Source organism: Streptomyces sp. NPDC019937, from assembly GCF_040631655.1.
Taxonomy (GTDB): Bacteria; Actinomycetota; Actinomycetes; order Streptomycetales; family Streptomycetaceae; genus Streptomyces.
Map to the genome: position 1 here is coordinate 169,457 of NZ_JBEYAL010000009.1, position 16,521 is coordinate 185,977.

Annotated in this window: 17 protein-coding genes; 11 read left to right on the top strand and 6 right to left on the bottom strand. The window is 72.3% G+C overall.

What is annotated here, in order from left to right:
* Positions 1-159: 159 nt before the first annotated feature.
* Together ABZ562_RS11680 and ABZ562_RS11685 are read right to left on the bottom strand one after the other, a co-directional pair.
* The gene (locus ABZ562_RS11680) at positions 160-1,641 is read right to left on the bottom strand and encodes a HAMP domain-containing sensor histidine kinase (RefSeq protein ID WP_361476751.1); all 1,482 of its coding nucleotides are present in this window, start codon (positions 1,639-1,641) and stop codon (positions 160-162) included.
* On the bottom strand, positions 1,638-2,372 hold the full coding sequence (locus tag ABZ562_RS11685; RefSeq protein ID WP_361476753.1) for a response regulator transcription factor: 735 nt from the start codon (positions 2,370-2,372) through the stop codon (positions 1,638-1,640). The genes ABZ562_RS11680 and ABZ562_RS11685 overlap by 4 nt, the downstream gene beginning before the upstream one ends.
* Positions 2,373-2,519: 147 nt before the next feature.
* On the opposite strand from ABZ562_RS11685, the gene ABZ562_RS11690 reads away from it, so the two are divergent.
* From ABZ562_RS11690 to ABZ562_RS11700, 3 genes are read left to right on the top strand one after another with little or no spacing between them, the layout of a single operon-like run.
* Positions 2,520-3,887 (top strand): ferric reductase-like transmembrane domain-containing protein, encoded by a 1,368-nt coding sequence (locus ABZ562_RS11690; protein WP_361476755.1) that lies wholly within the window; start codon positions 2,520-2,522, stop codon positions 3,885-3,887.
* 23 nt (positions 3,888-3,910) lie between these two features.
* Positions 3,911-4,381, top strand: coding sequence for an FMN-binding protein (locus tag ABZ562_RS11695; RefSeq protein ID WP_361476757.1), 471 nt, complete (start codon positions 3,911-3,913; stop codon positions 4,379-4,381).
* A gap of 43 nt (positions 4,382-4,424) precedes the next feature.
* Positions 4,425-5,141 carry an FAD:protein FMN transferase gene (locus tag ABZ562_RS11700; RefSeq protein ID WP_361476879.1) on the top strand — a complete coding sequence of 239 codons (717 nt, stop codon included), beginning with the start codon at positions 4,425-4,427 and terminating at the stop codon, positions 5,139-5,141.
* Positions 5,142-5,190: 49 nt separating this feature from the next.
* Here the strand turns inward: ABZ562_RS11700 and ABZ562_RS11705 are convergent, their stop codons facing one another.
* Positions 5,191-5,610 carry a YjbQ family protein gene (locus tag ABZ562_RS11705; protein ID WP_361476759.1) on the bottom strand — a complete coding sequence of 140 codons (420 nt, stop codon included), beginning with the start codon at positions 5,608-5,610 and terminating at the stop codon, positions 5,191-5,193.
* 102 nt (positions 5,611-5,712) lie between these two features.
* On the opposite strand from ABZ562_RS11705, the gene ABZ562_RS11710 reads away from it, so the two are divergent.
* From ABZ562_RS11710 to ABZ562_RS11735, 6 genes are all read left to right on the top strand, one after another.
* Positions 5,713-5,796: a putative leader peptide gene (locus ABZ562_RS11710; protein ID WP_361476881.1), complete on the top strand. Its 84-nt coding sequence runs from the start codon at positions 5,713-5,715 to the stop codon at positions 5,794-5,796.
* A gap of 103 nt (positions 5,797-5,899) precedes the next feature.
* Positions 5,900-6,715, top strand: coding sequence for an ABC transporter permease (locus ABZ562_RS11715; protein ID WP_361476761.1), 816 nt, complete (start codon positions 5,900-5,902; stop codon positions 6,713-6,715).
* Entirely contained in the window at positions 6,688-7,470 is a 783-nt protein-coding gene (locus ABZ562_RS11720) for an ABC transporter ATP-binding protein (protein ID WP_361476763.1), read from the top strand. Before ABZ562_RS11715 ends, ABZ562_RS11720 begins: the two co-directional genes overlap by 28 nt.
* A 59-nt stretch (positions 7,471-7,529) precedes the next feature.
* On the top strand, positions 7,530-8,567 hold the full coding sequence (locus ABZ562_RS11725) for an ABC transporter substrate-binding protein (RefSeq protein WP_361476765.1): 1,038 nt from the start codon (positions 7,530-7,532) through the stop codon (positions 8,565-8,567).
* Positions 8,567-9,724 carry an LLM class flavin-dependent oxidoreductase gene (locus ABZ562_RS11730; RefSeq protein ID WP_361476767.1) on the top strand — a complete coding sequence of 386 codons (1,158 nt, stop codon included), beginning with the start codon at positions 8,567-8,569 and terminating at the stop codon, positions 9,722-9,724. Before ABZ562_RS11725 ends, ABZ562_RS11730 begins: the two co-directional genes overlap by 1 nt.
* Positions 9,725-9,834: 110 nt before the next feature.
* Positions 9,835-12,726: a SpoIIE family protein phosphatase gene (locus tag ABZ562_RS11735; RefSeq protein ID WP_361476769.1), complete on the top strand. Its 2,892-nt coding sequence runs from the start codon at positions 9,835-9,837 to the stop codon at positions 12,724-12,726.
* Here the strand turns inward: ABZ562_RS11735 and ABZ562_RS11740 are convergent.
* Positions 12,721-12,933 (bottom strand): DUF397 domain-containing protein, encoded by a 213-nt coding sequence (locus ABZ562_RS11740; RefSeq protein ID WP_361476771.1) that lies wholly within the window; start codon positions 12,931-12,933, stop codon positions 12,721-12,723. The genes ABZ562_RS11735 and ABZ562_RS11740 overlap by 6 nt on opposite strands.
* Before the next feature lies 1 nt (position 12,934).
* Positions 12,935-13,798, bottom strand: a complete 864-nt coding sequence (locus ABZ562_RS11745) for a helix-turn-helix transcriptional regulator (RefSeq protein ID WP_361476773.1) — start codon at positions 13,796-13,798, stop codon at positions 12,935-12,937.
* 201 nt (positions 13,799-13,999) lie between these two features.
* Here ABZ562_RS11745 and ABZ562_RS11750 point away from each other — a divergent pair, with 201 nt between their 5' ends.
* Positions 14,000-14,311 carry a hypothetical protein gene (locus ABZ562_RS11750; RefSeq protein ID WP_361476775.1) on the top strand — a complete coding sequence of 104 codons (312 nt, stop codon included), beginning with the start codon at positions 14,000-14,002 and terminating at the stop codon, positions 14,309-14,311.
* Positions 14,312-14,318: 7 nt separating this feature from the next.
* Entirely contained in the window at positions 14,319-15,398 is a 1,080-nt protein-coding gene (locus ABZ562_RS11755; RefSeq protein WP_361476777.1) for an NAD(P)-binding domain-containing protein, read from the top strand.
* A 21-nt stretch (positions 15,399-15,419) separates the two neighbouring features.
* Here the strand turns inward: ABZ562_RS11755 and ABZ562_RS11760 are convergent, their stop codons facing one another.
* Entirely contained in the window at positions 15,420-16,439 is a 1,020-nt protein-coding gene (locus ABZ562_RS11760) for a LacI family DNA-binding transcriptional regulator (protein WP_361476883.1), read from the bottom strand.
* Positions 16,440-16,521: the final 82 nt, after the last annotated feature.

Genomic DNA, 16,521 nt, shown 5'->3' on the forward strand with positions numbered 1-16,521 from the left:
CTACCAGGGCAAGCACCCCGACGCCGGTGACGACTACGACAGCCTGACCTGTCGCCCCGGCCTGCTCACCCAGACCAACTCCACCTGCTGATCCACCGGCACCACACCGCACACGGGCGCGGGACCGGGCCGGTCCCGCGCCCGCACCGTCCGCACGGTCTACACCCGGCCCGGATCGGGCGGCGCGGTACGGCACGGAAGCCGGGCCCGGAAGACGGTGGCCCCCGGCCCGCTGGTCAGCGTGATCGTGCCGCCGTGCGCCGCGACCACGGCCCGGACGATCGCCAGCCCCAGACCCGTACCGCCGCCCGCCCGCGACCGGCCGGGATCGGCGCGGGCGAACCGCTCGAACACCTCGTCCTGCAGCGCGTCCGGGACGCCCGGACCGTCGTCCGCCACCGTCAGCTCGGCGTCGCCGCCCGCCACCGCGAGCCGCACCGTGACCCGGGTTCCGGCCGGGGTGTGGGTGCGGGCGTTGGCCAGCAGGTTGCCGATCACCTGCTGGAGCCGGTGCTCGTCGCCGAGCACCGTCACCGGCTCCTCGGCCAGCTCCAGCGTCCAGCGGTGGCCGGGCCCGGCGGCCCGCGCGTCGCCCGTCGCGTCCAGCACCACCCGGGTCAGATCCACCGGACGGCGGGCCAGCGGCCGTCCCGCGTCCAGCCGGGCGAGCAGCAGCAGGTCGTCGACGAGCGTGGACATGCGCTCCGACTCGGCCTGGATCCGCTCCAGCGCGTGCCGCACCTCCTCCGGCACCGGCCCGGGGTGGCGCAGCGCCAGCTCGGCGTGGCCACGGACGGAGGCCACCGGGGTGCGCAGTTCGTGGCTGGCGTCCGCGGAGAAGTGCCGCAGCCGTTCCTCACTCGCCTGGCGACGGGCCAGCGCGTCCCCGACGTGGCCGAGCATCCGGTTCAGCGCGGTGCCCACCTGCCCCACCTCGGTGCGCGGATCGGCGTCCGGTACGGGCGGGGGCATGGCCACCTCACCGCTGGCCAGCGGCAGCTCGGCCACTCCGGCGGCGGTCGTGGTCACCCGCCGCAGCGGCCGCAGCGACAGCCGTACCCACAGCGCCCCGGCCACCCCGGTGACCAGCAGGGCGCTGCCGAAGACCACGGCTTCCACGGTCTCCAGCCGGTGCACGGTCTCCTCCACCGGGCGCAGCGGCAGCCCCGTGATCAGGACGTCGCCGTCGTCCCCGCGGACCGCGGCCACCCGGTAGCCGCCGAGCCCGGACAGGTGCACGGTGTGGCCGTCGCCGTCCACCGGCACCCCCGCCAGGACCCGCCGGTCGGCGCCGGTCAGCGGGACGGCGGCGTCCGTCTGGTCGCGCACCACCGCCGCGTCGGTCGTCGTGCCGTGCAGCAGCCGGGCCCCGAAGGTGCGGTCCGACTGGCCACGGGTGTCGGGCCGGTTGTCGGCGTCCGGGGGCCGCTCGGCGTGCTCCAGGCTGGCCGGGAACCGGCCGCCGGCCGCCGTGAGCTGCTGGTCCAGCCGGCGCACCAGGAACCCCTCGAGGGCGAACACCGTGGTCAGCCCGACCGTCAGGGACGCCACCGCCAGCAGCACCACCAGCCCGGCGGTCAGCCGGGCACGCAGCGTACGGGGAAGCCACCGGGCCGGTCCTGCCAGGAGCGGCCGCCTCACGGAGCCTCCGCCTTCAGGACGTAGCCGACCCCGCGCACGGTGTGGATCAGCGGGGCCCGCCCCGCGTCGATCTTCTTGCGCAGATAGCTGATGTACAGCTCGACCACATGGGCCTGGCCGCCGAAGTCGTAGCTCCACACCCGGTCCAGGATCTGCGCCTTGGACAGCACCCGCCGGGGGTTGCGCATGAGGAACCGCAGCAGCTCGAACTCGGTGCGGGACAGCTCCACGGCCACTCCCCCGCGGGTCACCTCCCGGGCCTGCTCGTCCATCACCAGATCCCCGACCACCAGCCGGTCGTCGCCGGGCTCCCGGGCCATCCCGGCCCGGCGCAGCAGCCCGCGCAGCCGGGCCAGCACCTCCTCCAGGCTGAACGGCTTGGTCACGTAGTCGTCGCCGCCCGCCGTGATCCCCGCGATCCGGTCCTCCACCGCGTCGCGCGCGGTCAGGAACAGCACGCACACGTCCGGCAGCTCCGCCCGCAGCGCGCGCAGCACCGCGAGCCCGTCGGTGTCCGGCAGCATCCAGTCGAGCACCACCGCGTCCGGGTGGAAGGCCCGTACGGCGGCCAGCGCGGACGCGCCGTCGGCGGCGGTGCGGACCTCCCAGCCCTCGTAGCGCAGCGCCCCCGACAGCACCTCGGTCAGATCGGGCTCGTCGTCGACGACGAGGACGCGGACCCGGGCGCCGTCGGGCCGCAGCAGAAAACGGCCGGTGGTGTGCGTATCCATGATGAATCAAGCATCCCTCGTGCCGCGCCGTGCCGAGGTCCGCCCTTCCTCTGAGTTTCCTCTGAATCCGGGGCGCCCGGGACCGTTCATAGGGTCCTCAGAGCTTCGCCGGGGAGTCTGGCCGGGCCATCCGCCGAGAGGACTCCCATGACCATGACCACACCGCCGCGGACCCCGGCCATGGCCCGCCCCTCCCGGTCGGGACCGCGCCCGCCCAGCCCCGTCCCGGCCCTCGCACACCTGCTGATCTGGGGCGGGGCCGCGGCCGTCCTGGCGCTGTGGTGGAGCGACACCACCTCCGTGGTCGGCGCCGCGGGCTGGGTCACCGGCGCCGGACGGATCACCGGGCTGCTGGCCGGATACGCGTGCGCGATGCTGCTGATGCTGATGGCGCGCGTACCGCTGCTGGACCGTGCCGTCGGCACCGACCGGCTGGCCCGCTGGCACGCCATGGGCGGCCGCTACACGATCTCCCTCGCGTCCGCCCACGTCCTGCTGATCATCTGGGGCTACTCCCTGGAATCGCACACCGGTGTCGTGGACCAGACCACCACCCTGGTCCTCCACTACCCGGACCTGCTCAAGGGCACGATCGGCTTCCTGCTGTTCCTGGTCACCGGGATCGTGTCCGCACGCGCGGTGCGCCGCCGGGTGGCGTACGAGACCTGGCACTTCCTGCACTTCGCGACCTATCTGGCGGTGTTCCTGGTCTTCGGGCACCAGCTCTCCAACGGCGCCGACTTCACCGGCGACCGCCCCGCCCAGCTCGCCTGGTACGGCCTCTACCTCGGGGTGGCGGCGCTGCTGGTCTGGTACCGGTTCGCCGTACCCGTGCGCCGGGCGCTGCGCCACCGGCTGTACGTCGCCGAGGTGCGGCCCGAGGCGCCGGGCATCGTGTCGGTGTACCTGTCGGGCAGCGGGCTGGAGGAGCTGCGCGCCGAGCCGGGCCAGTTCTTCCGCTGGCGGTTCCTGACCCGGGGCCTGTGGTGGGCGGCCAACCCCTACTCCCTGTCCGCCGCCCCGCACCCGGCGTACCTGCGCATCACCGTCAAGGCGTCCGGCGGCCACAGCGCGGCCCTCGCCCGGCTGCGGCCCGGCACGCGAGTGCTGGCCGAGGGGCCGTACGGCGGCTTCACCGCGCGCCGTCGGCGTGCCCGCAAGACCCTGCTGCTCGGCGGCGGTGTCGGCATCACCCCGCTGCGCACGCTCTTCGAGACGCTGCCCGGCGAGGTGACCCTGATCTACCGGGCCCGGCGCCCCGAGGACCTGGCGCTGCGCGGCGAGATCGACGCGCTCGCCGCCGCGCGCGGGGCGGCCGTCCACTACGTCGTCGACGAGCCCGCCGCGTACTCCTCACCGTTGACGCCGGAGGCGCTGCGCGGTCTGGTGCCCGATCTCGCCGAGCGCGACGTCTATCTGTGCGGGCCGCCCGCGATGACCGAGGTGGCGGTCACGGCCCTGCGCGGGGCCGGGGTGCCGCGTCGGCGCATCCACCACGAGTCGTTCGCGTTCTGACCCCTACGAACAGGAGCCGGGCCATGCGCAAGGCCGCCGTGACCACCGTCTCGACGGTGGCGGGAGTGATCCTTCTGCTGTCGCTCAAACCGCACCAGAGCTCCGCCGCGACCGTGGCCGGGCCGTCGCCGTCGGCATCCCCGTCCAGCGCCGGATCCGCCTCGCCCTCCCCGTCCGCCACCCACACCCCGGGCGGCGCCTCCGCCACCTCCGGCGCCTCCGGCACCTTCACGGGAAGCGTGATCAACACCTCCTACGGGCCGGTCCAGGTGTCCGTCACGGTCTCGCGAGGGAGGATCACCGCCGTCAAGGCGCTCCGCACCCCGTCCGACCGGCCCCGGTCCCAGGAGATCGCCGCAACTGCCGTGCCGCAGCTCACCCGTGAGGCGCTGAGCGCCCAGAGCGCGCACATCGACGCGGTCTCCGGCGCCACCTACACCAGCGAGGGGTACACCCGGTCCCTGCAGAGCGCACTGGACGAGGCCGGTGTCTGAGGCGACCGCCCCCGCGCGGGGACTGCGCCACGTCGAGCACGCCATGGGCACGGTGTTCTCCTTCGACCTGCGCGACCCGGTCACCCCGCCGGTCCACCGGGCCCTGAAGGAGGCGGTGGCCTGGCTGCACCACGTGGACGAGGTGTTCTCCACCTACCGGCCCGACAGCGTGATCAGCCGCCTCGGCCGGGGCGAGCCGGTTCCGGAGCGGTACCGGCCGGAGGTGGCCGAGGTGTTCGCGCTGTGCGAGGAGGCCGCGGGCGCCACCGGCGGCTGGTTCAGCCACACCCCGGCCGGCCGGCTCGACCCGTCCGGGATGGTCAAGGGCTGGGCGATCGAACGGGCCTCGCGGATGCTGTACGAGGCGGGCGCGCCCAACACGTGCGTCAACGGCGGCGGCGACATCCAGGCACGCGGCGAGGCCGCCCCCGGCACACCGTGGCGGATCGGCATCGCCCACCCCGCCCGCCCCGGGGAGCTGGCCGCCGTGGTCAGCGGCCGCGATCTGGCCGTCGCCACCTCGGGAACGGCCGAACGCGGCGCACACGTCACGGACCCGCACACCGGCGAGCCCGCCACCGCCCTGGTCTCCCTCACCCTGACCGGCCCCGGCCTCACCCGGACCGACGCCTACGCCACGGCCGCGTTCGCCATGGGCGCCGGGGCCCGCGCCTGGACCGAGGCGCTGGACGGGTACGAGGCGCTGGGCGTCACCGCGACGGGCGAGGTCTGGCGCACCGCCGGTTTCCCCGTGGCCTGACGCACACACAGCATCAGGAGCCTCGGCGGCTGCCCCGGGACGGCCTTGGTCAGCCCAGGAAGCTCAGCCGCACCTGACGGTTGGGGTTGTCCCGGTTGGTGTCGACCAGGCACACCGACTGCCATGTGCCGAGGGCCAGGCTGCCGCCGAGGACCGGGAGGGTGGCGTGGGGCGGGACGATGGCCGGGAGGACGTGGTCGCGGCCGTGGCCCGGGGAGCCGTGGCGGTGGCGCCAGCGGTCGTCGGCGGGGAGGAGGTCGCGGAGGGCGGCGAGGAGGTCGGTGTCGCTGCCCGCGCCCGTTTCCAGGATCGCGATACCGGCGGTGGCGTGCGGGACGAAAACATTGAGCAGGCCATCGGCGCCCTGAGCCACCTCACGCAGATACGCCTCGCAGTCGGCGGTGAGGTCGGCGACGGTCTCGCTGGTGCCGGTCCTGATGTCGAGCGTGTGGGTGCGGAAAGTAGCCATGACTCCATCCTCGCAAAGGGCTCGCTTAAAACTCCCGCAACAAAGGTCCGAGGGGCAAGACACCATTGACCGATTCTGGACGGCCTCGCTAGCTTCGAGGGCATGTCTACGTCAGCCCTGCTCACCACGCGCGGTCACATCGACCTGCTGCGGGTGGCGTCCGCCGCGTGTCCCGGCGCCTGCTGACTCTTCCTCACCCCTTACTCCCCTCCTTCTCGTTTTCGTCGTGCCGCGCCGCTGACCGTCGTGCTGTGCGGGCGCCGAGGCGTGCCCACTTCATGGAGTCCCCATGTCCTCCCCGGTTCTTCTCGAACCGGTCGTGCCCCTGTCCGCGCGCCGCCGCACCGTACCCCGCTGGCTGCGCCGCACGACCGGCCCCCTTGCCCTGCTGGCGCTCTGGCAGGTGTGCAGCGCGACCGGTGTGCTGCCCTCCGACACGCTCGCCTCGCCCGGAACCATCGCCGGGACCGCCTCCGGCCTGATCCAGGACGGCACGCTGCCGCACGCCATGCTGGTGTCGGTGCAGCGGGTGCTGAACGGGCTGGTGATCGGCGGATTCGTCGGGGTCGGGCTGGCGCTGATCTCCGGTCTTTCGCGGCTCGGTGAGGACCTGGTCGACGCGACCGTGCAGATGCTGCGCAGCATCCCCTGGGTCGGGATGATCCCCCTGTTCATCATCTGGATGGGCATCGGCGAGGCCCCGAAGATCGCCCTCATCGCGCTCGGTGTCGCCTTCCACCTCTATCTGAACGTGTACGCGGGCATCCGCGGCGTGGACGACCAGCTCATCGAGGCCGGGAACGCGCTCGGGCTCGGGCGCTGGGGGCTGATCCGCCATGTGGTGCTGCCGGGAGCGCTGCCCGGGGCCATGACCGGACTGCGGTACTCGCTGGCCACCGCCTGGCTGGCGCTGGTATTCGGCGAGACGATCAACGCGGACGACGGGATCGGCTTCCTGCTCAACCGCGCGCGTGAGTTCTTCCAGACCGACGTGATCGTGGTCTGCCTGATCGTCTACGCCGCCCTCGGCCTGCTCGCCGATTTCATCGTCCGCACTCTGGAGAGGCTGCTGCTGCAATGGCGACCGACCTTCACCGGCAAGTGAACCCCCTCGCGAAGGAAACCACGACCACGGACGACGCGGCCGTACGGGTCGGCTCGCTCACCCGGTCCTTCGACGGCCGCGCCGTCATCGACAACCTGGAACTGACCGTGCGGCGAGGCGAGTTCGTGGCACTGCTGGGCCGCAGCGGCTGCGGCAAGTCGACACTGCTGCGCGTACTGGCCGGGCTCGACCGGGAGATCGAGGGCGAGGTGCTGGTGCCGCGGCGCAAGGCCGTCGCCTTCCAGGCCCCGCGGCTGATGCCGTGGAAGCGGGTGTGGCGCAATGTGCTGCTCGGGCTTCCCGGCCGTCCCGGGCGCGAGGTCGCCGAGAAGGCGCTGAACGAGGTCGGTCTCGGCCACCGCACCGACGCCTGGCCCAAGACGCTGTCCGGTGGCGAGGCGCAGCGCGCCTCGCTCGCCCGGGCGCTGGTACGCGAACCCGATCTGCTGCTGCTCGACGAGCCGTTCGGCGCGCTGGACGCGCTCACCCGCATCACCGCCCAGCGGCTGGTCGCCGACGTGTGGCAGAGCCACGGCTGCGCGGTGCTGCTGGTGACGCACGACGTCGAGGAGGCGTTGCTGCTCGCCGACCGGGTGCTGGTGATGGACGGCGGTGTCATCGCCCACGAGATCCGGGTGGGCCGGGACCGCCCGCGCGACATCGCCGATCCGCACCTCGCCGACCTGCGCACCGAACTGCTGGACCGGCTGGGCGTGGAGAAGCCCACGGCCGCCGAGGTCGAGAAGGTCGCGTAACCCCGCCCCCTCCCCCTGCACTTCCCCCCGTACCAACCCTCACGAACGGAACAGCTGACATGAGACGGCGACTCGCCCCGGCCCTGCTCATCACCCTCGCCCTGCCGCTGTCCGCATGCGTCAGCTCGAACGCGAACAACGGCTCGTCCGGCTCCGCCGGCCACGTCGACGGCAAGGGCGATGTGACCCTCAACGTCGGTGATCAGAAGGGCAACGACGAGGCGGTGCTGAGCGCCGCCGGGGAGCTGAAGAACCTTCCCTACAAGATCAAGTGGTCGACGTTCACCTCCGGCCCGCCGATCCTGGAGGCGGTCAGCGCCAAGGCGGTGGACATCGGCGGCGTCGGCAACACCCCGCCCGTCGTCGCCGCGGCCGCCAAGTCCAAGATCAAGGTCGTGGCCGCCAAGCACGGTACGGCCGACGGCGAGGCGATCGTGGTCAAGAACGGATCGCCGCTGAGGAAGACCGCCGACCTCAAGGGCAAGACGGTCGCGGTCGCGCAGGGCAGCTCGGCCCACTTCCAGCTCGTCGCCTCGCTCAAGAAGGCCGGGCTCTCGATCAAGGACGTCAAGGTCAACTTCCTGCAGCCCGCCGACGCCCTGGCGGCGTTCAAGAGCGGCAAGGTGGACGCCTGGGCCATCTGGGACCCGTACACCGCCCAGGCGCAGCGCCAGGCGGACGCGCGCGTCCTCACCACCGGCAAGGGCGTGACCAACGGCCTCAACTTCCAGGTGGCGAACCCGGATTCGCTCGCCGACAAGAAGAAGACGAAGGTCATCAAGGACTACCTGGAGCGGCTGCGGCGCGCCCAGAACTGGGTCTACAAGCACCCCGAGGCGTGGGCCAAGGTGTGGGGCAAGGAGACCGGACTCCCGTACGACGTGGCGCTGGAGTCCGTGAAGCGGACCAACGGCACCCGGGTGTACACCGCCGTCGACAAGGCCGCCATCGCCTCCGAGCAGCAGATCGCGGACACCTTCGCCCAGCTGAAGCTCACCCCGCGCCGCTTCACCTTCGCCGACTACGTGGACACCCGCTTCAACGGCGGTCTGCCGCCGTCCAGCACCGCGCCGCGCACCTTCAAGAAGGGCTCCTGATGTCCGTCCGCCTGCACTGGTTCCTGCCGACGGGCGGCGACGGGCGCACCCTCGTCGACCGGCACGCCTACAGCGGTGGCGACCGCTCCCGCATCACCCCGGTGAGCGGCGTCCGGACACCGGACATCGACTACCTGACGCAGATCGCCAAGGCCGCCGAGCATCTGGGCTTCGAGGCGGTGCTCACCCCGACCGGCACCTGGTGCGAGGACGCGTGGCTGACGACGGCCGCGCTCGCCCAGCACACCGAACGGCTGAAGTTCCTGGTGGCCTTCCGGCCGGGGCTGATCTCACCGGTGCTGGCGGCGCAGATGGCCGCCACATACCAGCGGATCACCCGCGGGCGGCTGCTGCTCAACATCGTCACCGGCGGTGACTCCGCCGAGCAGCGGCGCTTCGGCGACCATCTCGACCACGACCAGCGGTACGCCCGCACGGCGGAGTTCCTGGAGGTCGTACGGGGCGTGTGGGGCGGCAAGCCCTACGACTTCGACGGCGAGCACTACCGGATCGGGGGCGGGCTGACCGCGGTGCCGCCCGACCCGCTGCCGCAGATCTTCTTCGGCGGCTCCTCCCCGGCCGCCGGTCCGGTCGCCGCCCGCCACACGGACGTCTATCTGACCTGGGGCGAACCGCCCGCCCAGGTCAAGGAGAAGATCGACTGGATCCGGGGCCTGGCGGAGCGGGAGGGCCGCGAGGTCCGCTTCGGCATCCGGCTGCACACCATCGCCCGCGACTCCTCGCGCGAGGCGTGGGACGTCGCCGACCGGCTCCTGGACCACCTCGACCCGGAGACGATCGCCTCCGCGCAGCAGGCCCTGGGGCGCAGCGAGTCGGTGGGCCAGCAGCGGATGCTGGCGCTGCACGGCGGTTCACGCGACCAGCTGGAGATCTCGCCCAATCTGTGGGCGGGGGTCGGGCTGGTGCGCGGCGGCGCGGGAACGGCGCTGGTCGGCAGCCATGCGGAGGTGGCCGACCGGATCGAGGAGTACCACGCGCTGGGCATCGAGCACTTCGTGCTGTCGGGCTATCCGCACCTGGAGGAGGCGTACTGGTTCGGCGAGGGCGTGACCCCGGAGCTGGCAGCGCGCGGCCTGCTGGCGGACGGCCGCCCGGGCGCGGGCGCCGCGCCGCTGCTGGTCGCCGGGGGCCGCTGACAAGGCCTCCTCGCCCAGGTCTCGGACGCGAGTATGTTGAATAGTGATGTTCCGGGGCATACCCGGCGGATCGCCCCGGTTCCGTGCGCGCTCGCGGCGGGAGGTGAGCCATGGCCGAGCAGGACGCCCTGGACCGGACCGGTACCGCCCGGCTGCGCGCGATCATTGCGGCGGGCGATGAGCTGGGCGACGCCGAGCTGCTGGGCTTCGCGCTGGACCTCGCGGTCACGGAATCGGGCGGGCTGGGCGGCATGGTGCATCTGCGGGGCCCGGTCGGCCCGGGGCTGCTCTTGATGGGCGCGCACGGGCTCGCGCGTACGGTCGCCCGGCAGTGGGAGAAGATCGAGGGGGCCGGCGCCACCGCCCCGGCCCGCGCGGTGGCCGACGGGGTACCGGTATGGGCGCCCGCCCGTACCGACGCCGCTCGCGGCCCGGCGCTGCCCGCCGGCTGCGGGCTGCTGTCGGTTCCGCTGATCACCCCGGGCGGGGTGGCGGGCGTGCTGTCCGTGCTGATGGACCGCGCTCAGGAACCCACGCGGCGGCAGCGGGAGTCGGTCGAGACGCTCGCCGCGTGGGCCGCGCTGCGGCTGCGGGGGCGCTCACCGGCCCCCTGGCCTGCCGAAACCTACCGGGATCAGGATGGTCACGTGGGGCAGGAGCCCCCCGCCACCCGTCTGCGGCAGGCACTCAAAGCGCTCAGGGTGGGGTCCTGGGAGTGGAACCTGGCCACCGGGGAGCTGGTGTGGGACGAGCCGACCCTGGCCCTCTTCGGCATGGATCCGGGCACCCCGAAGCAGCCGTTCGAGAACTGGACCAGCCGGGTCCACCCCGATGATCTGCCCTCGGTGCTGGTCGAGGCCGAACAGGCGATCCGCCACCGCAGGGTCTTCAACGTGGAGTACCGGATCTGCCGACCCGACGGCACCACGAGTTGGGCCAGCGCCCGGGGGCGGGTCCTGCTCGGGCAGGACGGTCAGCCCGCCGGCATGGTCGGCACGGTCTATGACACCACCGAGAGCCGCATCGCCCGCGATGCGGTGAACCGTGCGCTGCGCCATATGAGCGACGCGTTCCTCGCGGTCGACAGCGAGTGGCGGATCACCTTCGTCAACGTCGAGGCGGAGCGACTGCTCGGCACCCCCCGGACGCTGCACGGCCGGACGCTGTGGGACGCCTTCGCCCAGCTCGGCATCGACGCCGACGAACCGGGCCTCGAAGCCCACTGCCGACAGGCCGCCGACAGCGGCGCACCCGTCGGATTCGAGGTGCGGTGGCCCGCCAACGACCGCTGGTACCACATGCGGCTGGTCCCGGTGCCGGAAGGGCTGACGGTCTACGCCACCGATGTCACCGAGCGCCGGTCACGCGAGGAGGAGCGCGCCGCGGCGGAACGCGCGGCGGCCGAGCGCACCGCCCGGATCACCGAGCTCACCAACGCCCTCGCGGAGGCCCTGACCATGCAGGACGTGGTGAAGGCCATCGCCGAGCGGGTGCTGCGGCCGTTCGGCGCCTCCGGCCTCGTCGTCCAGCTCATCGAGGGGAAGGTGATACGGGTCGCCGGCGCCGTCGGATATCCACAGTCCTTCCTCGACTCCATCGACGGGTCCCCGATCGGCGAGATCTCCCCGATCGCGGAGGTGTACTACAGCAGGACACCGGCCTTCATCGGCTCGGCGGAGGAGTACATCGCGCGCTATCCGGCGATGGCCTGGCGCCCGGCGGCAGCCGACAAGGCCGCCTGGGCCTTTCTGCCACTGACCGTCTCCGGCCGCTGCGTCGGCTGCTCGGTCATCGCCTTCGCCGAGCCGCGCCATCTCGACGGGGAGGAGCGGGCCCTTCTCACCGCCCTCAGCGGGCTCATGGCACAGGCCATCGAACGAGCCAGGCTGTACGACGCGGAACACAACCGGGCCAAGGAGCTGCAGCGGGGACTCCTGCCGCGGTCCCTGCCGCCGCTGAGCACGGTCACCACCGCCGCGCGCTATCTGCCCGCCAGCGAGGGCATCGACGTCGGCGGCGACTGGTACGACGTGATCCCGCTGTCCGGTGCCCGGGTGGCCCTGGTGATCGGCGATGTGATGGGGCACGGCCTGTCCGAGGCCGCCACCATGGGGCGACTGCGCACCGCCGTGCGCACGCTCGCGGATCTGGACTTCCCGCCCGCCGAACTCCTCACCCGCCTCAATGACCTGGTCAACGACCTCGGGGACGACTTCTACGCCACCTGTCTGTACGCGGTGTACGACCCCGTCACCACCACCTGCTCCTTCGCCCGCGCCGGGCACCCTCCGCCGGGGATCATCCTCCCCGGGAGCGCCGTCCAGTTCCCGGACCGCTCCCCCGACCCTCCGCTGGGCGCGGCCAGGCCGCCGTTCGAGACGGTCGATGTCTCCCTCCCCGAGGGCAGTCTGCTGGTGCTGTACACCGACGGGCTCATCGAATCGCCCACCCGGGACATCGACCGCGGCATGAGGCACCTGGCGAGAGCGCTGTCCGGCGCGTTCACGGTCCGGAGCGGGCGGGAGCCCCTGGAGCGGCTGTGCGACGACGTCCTGGCGGAGCTGCTGCCCGAGAAGGAACGCACGCAGGACGACGCCGCACTGCTGATCGCCCGTACCCATGCGACAGCCTCCGACGACATCGCCGCCTGGCCGCTGCCCGACGGGCCGATCGCCGCGAGCGAGGCACGCGACCATGTCCGCGACCAGTTGGCCCGCTGGAACCTCGACCCGCTGATCACGACCGCCGAGCTCCTGGTCAGCGAGCTGGTCGGAAACGCCGTCCGGCACGCCAAAAGCCCCGTCGGCCTGCGGCTGCTGCGCGGTGAGGAGCTGATCTGCGAGGTCTCCGACGGCAGTTTGACCACGCCCCGGATCCGCCACGCCGCGGACACGGACGAGGGCGGACGCGGGCTACAGCTGGTGGCCGCGCTCTCCCAGCGCTGGGGCACCCGCTACACCGCCACCGGAAAGTGCATCTGGACGGAGCAGGCGGTGTCATGAGCGACGAACCTCCCTGACGAACGCCGCCCAGGCGGCGGCCGGGACGACCAAGGCGGGGCCGGTCTTGTCCTTGGAGTCGCGGATGCCGACCTCGGTGGTGCGGGTGAGGTGGGCGATCTCCACGCAGCCGGTGCCGTTGTTTTCGCTGTACGAGGACTTGAACCAGGCGTCCTCGGATGCGACGTCGGTTGCTATGCCGTGAGTCATGTCAGATCTCCCGTGCTAGTCGTTGCAGGAACGCCGGTGTCTCGCCAGGCGCGAGGGCACCTGCTCGTAGAGCTTCGAACCTGCGGGAGAAGGACCAGATGGTCGTCTCCTTGTCGCTGATGTCCGACCCGTCGATCGCGTCGGTCTGCACCACCGCTGGAAGCGGACTGCCGAACTCCCACAGGTTGAAGTTGGCACCGGTCCTGTAGGTGGCCATGGCCATCGGAAGGATCTGCACCGTGACGTTGTCGAGCCGCAGCAGGGTCTGGACCTCCTCGTACTGCTCGCGCATCACGTCGGGGCTGCCGACCACTCGACGCAGCGAGGCTTCGTCCTGGATGACCCAGAGCTCCATGGGGTTGTCCCTGCGCGTCAGGGCCTTCTTGCGTTCCATCCGAATCTGAATGTGCCGCTCGACGAACTCCGTGGTGGTCTCCTCGACCGGCTTGGCGGTCAGGAACATCTCCCGGGCATAACGCTCCGTCTGCAGCAGTCCGAAGACAACATGTGGCTGCCACGTCCGGCTGGTGCGGGCGCCGCTCTCCAAGCCGATGTGCATCCCCATGCCGGACGGAAGCACGCTTCGGTAGATGGACCACCAGCCCCGGTTGAGCGAATCGCGGTGGATCTGCATGAGGAAGTCGATGTCAACCTCGTCCTCGACGCCGTACCGGTCCAGGAGAGTTCGCAGTTCGGCAGCGGTCTTGAGGCCGGTCAGCCCGTTCTCCACGCGATGCAGCTTCGACGGGGAGAACGTCAACCCGTCCACCGCCTCCGCAAGGGTGAATCCGGCTTTATCTCTCAACCGCTTGAGCTCCCAACCGAGTTGCATGCGACGGACGGTGGGTCCAGTGGGTGCTGCCATGAGTATGCCTCCCGGTGGGTTGAGCCTGCCATGCCGCAATGTGAGTTCAGAGCCTGGCACCGGGAATGCGCTTTGTTCTGACAACAGCCCACTCGGTCACATATGCCATCTCAAGTGAGAATTTCAATCGCTCTTGCACGACAACTCTCACAGCCTCGAAGCTGTTTTCGCCATCAACTCCCCCTTCCATGGAGCCGCGCCATGCCATCCCCACGCCCCCGCCTCCTCCCCTGGCCCGCGGAGAACGGCAAGCCCTGCTACCTCGTCTCCGACGAATCCGGCGCGGGCTACATCTCGCGGCTGGCCGACGAGATGGAGACCGTGCAGCTCCGCACCGGGGCCGAGCTGCTGGCGCACGCACGCCCGCTCCTCCAGGACCGTAAGGCTCACGCCGGTGAGCTGCGCTTCGTGGGGCACCGGCTCGCCGAAGCGCTGCATGACGCGCTGCGGGTGGCCGAGAGCCGGGGCATGCGGCTGGAGGACCGGGAAGAACCGGCACCGGAGCCGGGTTAGTAGAAGCATGAACAACGTGGACGTCGTGGTCGTGGGCGCCGGGCAGGCGGGGCTGTCCGGGGCGTATCACCTGCGGCGCGCGGGATACGAGCCGGGCACCGGGTTCGTGGTGCTCGACCACTCCCCCGCGCCCGGCGGGGCGTGGCAGTTCCGGTGGCCGTCGCTGACGTACGGCAAGGTGCACGGGATGTACGACCTGCCCGGGATGCGGCTGACCGGCGACGACGCCGATCCCGGGCGGCCGTCGTCCGAGGTGATCCCGGCGTACTTCGCACGCTACGAGCGCGCCTTCGACCTGCGGGTCGTACGACCCGTGCACGTCACCGCCGTACGCGACGGCGACGACGGCGGGCTGCGGGTCGAGACCTCGGCCGGGACGTGGTCCGCCCGCGCGCTGATCAACGCGACCGGCACCTGGGACCGCCCCTTCTGGCCGCGCTACCCGGGGCAGGAGACGTTCCGGGGGCGGCAGGTACACACGGCCCAGTACCCGGGGCCGGAGGCGTTCGCCGGGCAGCGGGTGATCGTCGTCGGGGGCGGGACGTCCGGGGTGCAGCATCTGCTGGAGATCGCCGAGGTGGCGGCCGCGACCACCTGGGTCACCCGCCGCCCACCGGTCTTCCGCACTGGCCCGTTCGGCGAGGACCAGGGGCGGGCCGCGGTGTCACTGGTGGAGGAGCGCGTACGCCGGGGGCTGCCGCCGCAGAGCGTGGTGTCGGTGACCGGACTGCCCATGACGGAGGCGATGGAGCGGGCCCGTGCGCGGGGTGTTCTGGACCGGCTGCCGATGTTCGACCGGATCACCCCGGACGGGGTGGCCTGGGCGGACGGCCGCACGGTGGCGGCGGACGTCATCCTCTGGGCCACCGGTTTCCGCGCCGCGATCGACCACCTCGCCCCGCTGCGGCTGCGCGAGCCGGGCGGCGGGATCGCGGTGGAGGGGACCAGGGCGGCACGGGATCCGCGGGTGCACCTGGTCGGCTACGGGCCGTCGGCGAGCACGATCGGGGCGAACCGGGCGGGCCGGGCCGCCGTACGCGAGATCCGGGCGCTGCTGGACACGGCCTCCGTCCCGGCCGCGGTCTGACGGGCGGGAACAGCCCGCGGCTCACGCGCCCGGTTTCGGCGCCAGCGTCGAGTCCCGTACGACCAGTTCCGGCTGGAGGACGATCCGCCGATGGCCGTGGGCGTCGGCGTCCTCGCCCGTCTCCTCGATCAGCAGCTCCGCCGCCGTACGCCCCATCCGGAACGCGGGCTGGCGCACCGAGGTCAGCGGCACCGCCGCGGCCGCCGCGAACTCGATGTCGTCGTAGCCGACCAGCGCCACCTCACCCGGCACCGATACCCCGGCCGCGAAGAGCGCCTGGAGCACACCCAGTGCCAGCAGGTCGTTCGCGCAGAACACCGCGGTCGGCCGGGGCGAGATGCCCAACAGCCGCGCACCGGCGTCGCGGCCCGCCGCCACGTCCAGCCGCTCGGCCTCGATGTGCAGCAGCGCCTCCGGCGGCAGGCCCTCCTCGGCGAACGCGGCGAGCGCCCCGGCGCGGCGGTCCTGGCACTGCGGCAGGTGCATCGGGCCGCTGACGTACAGCAGCCCGCGGTGGCCCTGGGCGATCAGGTGGCGGGCGGCGAGCGCGCCGCCCTCGATGTCGTCGACGGAGACCGAACAGCCCTCGGCGCTGGGCACCTCGCGGTCGACGAGGACGAAGGGGATGTCGTGGCGGCGGAAGTTCTCCAGGTTGCCGCCGGTGGCGTCGGCGGGGGTCACCAGGACGCCGCGCACCCGGTGCTCGGCGAAGAGCGAGAGGTAGTCGGCCTCCTCGTCGGCGCTCTGCGCGCTGTTGCACACCATGACGCCGAGGCCCGCGTCCCGGGCGGCGCGCTCGGCGCCGCTGGCCACGTCCACGAAGAAGGGGTTCGCCATGTCGAGCACCAGCAGCGAGATGATCCGGCTGCGCCCGGCGCGCAGCTGGCGCGCGGATTCGCTGCGTACGTAGCCCAGCCGCTCGATCGCGGCCTGCACCCGGTCGCGGGTGCCCTCGGCGACCATCTCCGGCCGGTTGATCACGTTCGAGACAGTGCCGACGGACACTCCCGCCTGCCGCGCGACGTCCTTGATCCCCACCATGCGTCCCACGACCTCGGCCTCCGTCTTCCCGCGGCCCACCTCGGCCGCGGGACCCATGTTAGGACGTATGCGACGGTGTCCT